Origin of the sequence: Romboutsia sp. 13368 (genome assembly GCF_018336475.1) — a bacterium.
GTDB lineage: Bacteria > Bacillota > Clostridia > Peptostreptococcales > Peptostreptococcaceae > Romboutsia.
In genome coordinates this window covers 2,061,598-2,061,983 of sequence record NZ_CP048741.1, presented here as the reverse complement: position 1 = coordinate 2,061,983, position 386 = coordinate 2,061,598, and positions in this window count along the sequence as shown.

Sequence of the window (386 nt, the reverse complement as noted above, 5' to 3'; positions counted from 1 at the left end):
CCAAATGATACTTCAAGTTAAAAATACAATTAAAAGTATAAAACCTAGTATAAGATTTGGTGTAAGTCCAAGAGGTGTATGGAAAAATAANNTAAATGACCCTAATGGTTCAGATACTGGATATGCAAAAGAAAGCTATTACTCAGATTATGCAGATACAGTCAAATGGGTAAAAGAAGGATATATAGACTATATAATTCCACAAGTATATTGGGAAATGAATCACAGTGTAGCACCATTTAAAACAGTAACTAATTGGTGGGAGAATATAGTAAAAGGAACAAATGTAGATCTTTATATAGGACATACTACAAGTAAAGAAGTAGTAGCAAAAGAAATAGATACACAAATACAATACACTAAACAGTTTTCAACTATAAAAGGTA